This window comes from Pseudomonas sp. 50_B (assembly GCF_017491625.1).
Classification (GTDB): domain Bacteria; phylum Pseudomonadota; class Gammaproteobacteria; order Pseudomonadales; family Pseudomonadaceae; genus Aquipseudomonas; species Aquipseudomonas danubii.
Genome location: NZ_JAFGYX010000051.1, coordinates 1 through 3,829, shown reverse-complemented (window position 1 = coordinate 3,829; position 3,829 = coordinate 1). Strand labels below are relative to the sequence as shown.

The following is a 3,829-nucleotide window of genomic DNA, read 5'->3' as shown; positions in this document are numbered from 1 at the left end:
CGACAGGTGCTGAAAGCGAGCTTTTTGGCCTCTGTCGTTTCCTTTCTCTGTTTTTGTCCGTGGAATGAACAATGGAAGTCAACAAAAAGCAGCTGGCTGACATTTTCGGTGCGAGTATCCGTACCATTCAGAACTGGCAGGAACAGGGAATGCCCGTTCTGCGAGGCGGTGGCAAGGGTAATGAGGTGCTTTATGACTCTGCCGCCGTCATAAAATGGTATGCCGAAAGGGATGCTGAAATTGAGAACGAAAAGCTGCGCCGGGAGGTTGAAGAACTGCGGCAGGCCAGCGAGGCAGATCTCCAGCCAGGAACTATTGAGTACGAACGCCATCGACTTACGCGTGCGCAGGCCGACGCACAGGAACTGAAGAATGCCAGAGACTCCGCTGAAGTGGTGGAAACCGCATTCTGTACTTTCGTGCTGTCGCGGATCGCAGGTGAAATTGCCAGTATTCTCGACGGGCTCCCCCTGTCGGTGCAGCGGCGTTTTCCGGAACTGGAAAACCGACATGTTGATTTCCTGAAACGGGATATCATCAAAGCCATGAACAAAGCAGCCGCGCTGGATGAACTGATACCGGGGTTGCTGAGTGAATATATCGAACAGTCAGGTTAACAGGCTGCGGCATTTTGTCCGCGCCGGGCTTCGCTCACTGTTCAGGCCGGAGCCACAGACCGCCGTTGAATGGGCGGATGCTAATTACTATCTCCCGAAAGAATCCGCATACCAGGAAGGGCGCTGGGAAACACTGCCCTTTCAGCGGGCCATCATGAATGCGATGGGCAGCGACTACATCCGTGAGGTGAATGTGGTGAAGTCTGCCCGTGTCGGTTATTCCAAAATGCTGCTGGGTGTTTATGCCTACTTTATAGAGCATAAGCAGCGCAACACCCTTATCTGGTTGCCGACGGATGGTGATGCCGAGAACTTTATGAAAACCCACGTTGAGCCGACTATTCGTGATATTCCGTCGCTGCTGGCGCTGGCCCCGTGGTATGGCAAAAAGCACCGGGATAACACGCTCACCATGAAGCGTTTCACTAATGGGCGTGGCTTCTGGTGCCTGGGCGGTAAAGCGGCAAAAAACTACCGTGAAAAGTCGGTGGATGTGGCGGGTTATGATGAACTTGCTGCTTTTGATGATGATATTGAACAGGAAGGCTCTCCGACGTTCCTGGGTGACAAGCGTATTGAAGGCTCGGTCTGGCCAAAGTCCATCCGTGGCTCCACGCCAAAAGTGAGAGGCACCTGTCAGATTGAGCGTGCAGCCAGTGAATCCCCGCATTTTATGCGTTTTCATGTTGCCTGCCCGCATTGCGGGGAGGAGCAGTATCTTAAATTTGGCGACAAAGAGACGCCGTTTGGCCTCAAATGGACGCCGGATGACCCCTCCAGCGTGTTTTATCTCTGCGAGCATAATGCCTGCGTCATCCGCCAGCAGGAGCTGGACTTTACTGATGCCCGTTATATCTGCGAAAAGACCGGGATCTGGACCCGTGATGGCATTCTCTGGTTTTCGTCATCCGGTGAAGAGATTGAGCCACCTGACAGTGTGACCTTTCACATCTGGACAGCGTACAGCCCGTTCACCACCTGGGTGCAGATTGTCAAAGACTGGATGAAAACGAAAGGGGATACGGGAAAACGTAAAACCTTCGTAAACACCACGCTCGGTGAGACGTGGGAGGCGAAAATTGGCGAACGTCCGGATGCTGAAGTGATGGCAGAGCGGAAAGAGCATTATTCAGCGCCCGTTCCTGACCGTGTGGCTTACCTGACCGCCGGTATCGACTCCCAGCTGGACCGCTACGAAATGCGCGTATGGGGATGGGGGCCGGGTGAGGAAAGCTGGCTGATTGACCGGCAGATTATTATGGGCCGCCACGACGATGAACAGACGCTGCTGCGTGTGGATGAGGCCATCAATAAAACCTATACCCGCCGGAATGGTGCAGAAATGTCGATATCCCGTATCTGCTGGGATACTGGCGGGATTGACCCGACCATTGTGTATGAACGCTCGAAAAAACATGGGCTGTTCCGGGTGATCCCCATTAAAGGGGCATCCGTCTACGGAAAGCCGGTGGCCAGCATGCCACGTAAGCGAAACAAAAACGGGGTTTACCTTACCGAAATCGGTACGGATACCGCGAAAGAGCAGATTTATAACCGCTTCACACTGACGCCGGAAGGGGATGAACCGCTTCCCGGTGCCGTTCACTTCCCGAATAACCCGGATATTTTTGATCTGACCGAAGCGCAGCAGCTGACTGCTGAAGAGCAGGTCGAAAAATGGGTGGATGGCAGGAAAAAAATACTGTGGGACAGCAAAAAGCGACGCAATGAGGCACTCGACTGCTTCGTTTATGCGCTGGCGGCGCTGCGCATCAGTATTTCCCGCTGGCAGCTGGATCTCAGTGCGCTGCTGGCGAGCCTGCAGGAAGAGGATGGTGCAGCAACCAACAAGAAAACACTGGCAGATTACGCCCGTGCCTTATCCGGAGAGGATGAATGACGCGACAGGAAGAACTTGCCGCTGCCCGTGCGGCACTGCATGACCTGATGACAGGTAAACGGGTGGCAACAGTACAGAAAGACGGACGAAGGGTGGAGTTTACGGCCACTTCCGTGTCTGACCTGAAAAAATATATTGCAGAGCTGGAAGTGCAGACCGGCATGACACAGCGACGCAGGGGACCTGCAGGATTTTATGTATGAAAACGCCCACCATTCCCACCCTTCTGGGGCCGGACGGCATGACATCGCTGCGCGAATATGCCGGTTATCACGGCGGTGGCAGCGGATTTGGAGGGCAGTTGCGGTCGTGGAACCCACCGAGTGAAAGTGTGGATGCAGCCCTGTTGCCCAACTTTACCCGTGGCAATGCCCGCGCAGACGATCTGGTACGCAATAACGGCTATGCCGCCAACGCCATCCAGCTGCATCAGGATCATATCGTCGGGTCTTTTTTCCGGCTCAGTCATCGCCCAAGCTGGCGCTATCTGGGCATCGGGGAGGAAGAAGCCCGTGCCTTTTCCCGCGAGGTTGAAGCGGCATGGAAAGAGTTTGCCGAGGATGACTGCTGCTGCATTGACGTTGAGCGAAAACGCACGTTTACCATGATGATTCGGGAAGGTGTGGCCATGCACGCCTTTAACGGTGAACTGTTCGTTCAGGCCACCTGGGATACCAGTTCGTCGCGGCTTTTCCGGACACAGTTCCGGATGGTCAGCCCGAAGCGCATCAGCAACCCGAACAATACCGGCGACAGCCGGAACTGCCGTGCCGGTGTGCAGATTAATGACAGCGGTGCGGCGCTGGGATATTACGTCAGCGAGGACGGGTATCCTGGCTGGATGCCGCAGAAATGGACATGGATACCCCGTGAGTTACCCGGCGGGCGCGCCTCGTTCATTCACGTTTTTGAACCCGTGGAGGACGGGCAGACTCGCGGTGCAAATGTGTTTTACAGCGTGATGGAGCAGATGAAGATGCTCGACACGCTGCAGAACACGCAGCTGCAGAGCGCCATTGTGAAGGCGATGTATGCCGCCACCATTGAGAGTGAGCTGGATACGCAGTCAGCGATGGATTTTATTCTGGGCGCGAACAGTCAGGAGCAGCGGGAAAGGCTGACCGGCTGGATTGGTGAAATTGCCGCGTATTACGCCGCAGCGCCGGTCCGGCTGGGAGGCGCAAAAGTACCGCACCTGATGCCGGGTGACTCACTGAACCTGCAGACGGCTCAGGATACGGATAACGGCTACTCCGTGTTTGAGCAGTCACTGCTGCGGTATATCGCTGCCGGGCTGGGTGTCTCGTATGAG

At 55.2% G+C, this 3,829-nt stretch carries 4 protein-coding genes; all 4 read left to right on the top strand.

Annotation, left to right across the window (positions count from 1 at the left end; genetic code table 11):
- Positions 1-71: 71 nt before the first annotated feature.
- Entirely contained in the window at positions 72-617 is a 546-nt protein-coding gene (locus J5M73_RS30805) for a DNA-packaging protein (protein ID WP_000453580.1), read from the top strand.
- The gene (locus tag J5M73_RS30800) at positions 592-2,517 is read left to right on the top strand and encodes a phage terminase large subunit family protein (RefSeq protein WP_001027292.1); all 1,926 of its coding nucleotides are present in this window, start codon (positions 592-594) and stop codon (positions 2,515-2,517) included. Before J5M73_RS30805 ends, J5M73_RS30800 begins: the two co-directional genes overlap by 26 nt.
- Positions 2,514-2,720 (top strand): gpW family protein, encoded by a 207-nt coding sequence (locus J5M73_RS30795; protein WP_000198149.1) that lies wholly within the window; start codon positions 2,514-2,516, stop codon positions 2,718-2,720. The genes J5M73_RS30800 and J5M73_RS30795 overlap by 4 nt, the downstream gene beginning before the upstream one ends.
- Positions 2,717-3,829: phage portal protein (locus tag J5M73_RS30790; protein ID WP_207816835.1), on the top strand; the 1,113-nt coding region annotated here is incomplete at its 3' end. The genes J5M73_RS30795 and J5M73_RS30790, both read left to right, overlap by 4 nt.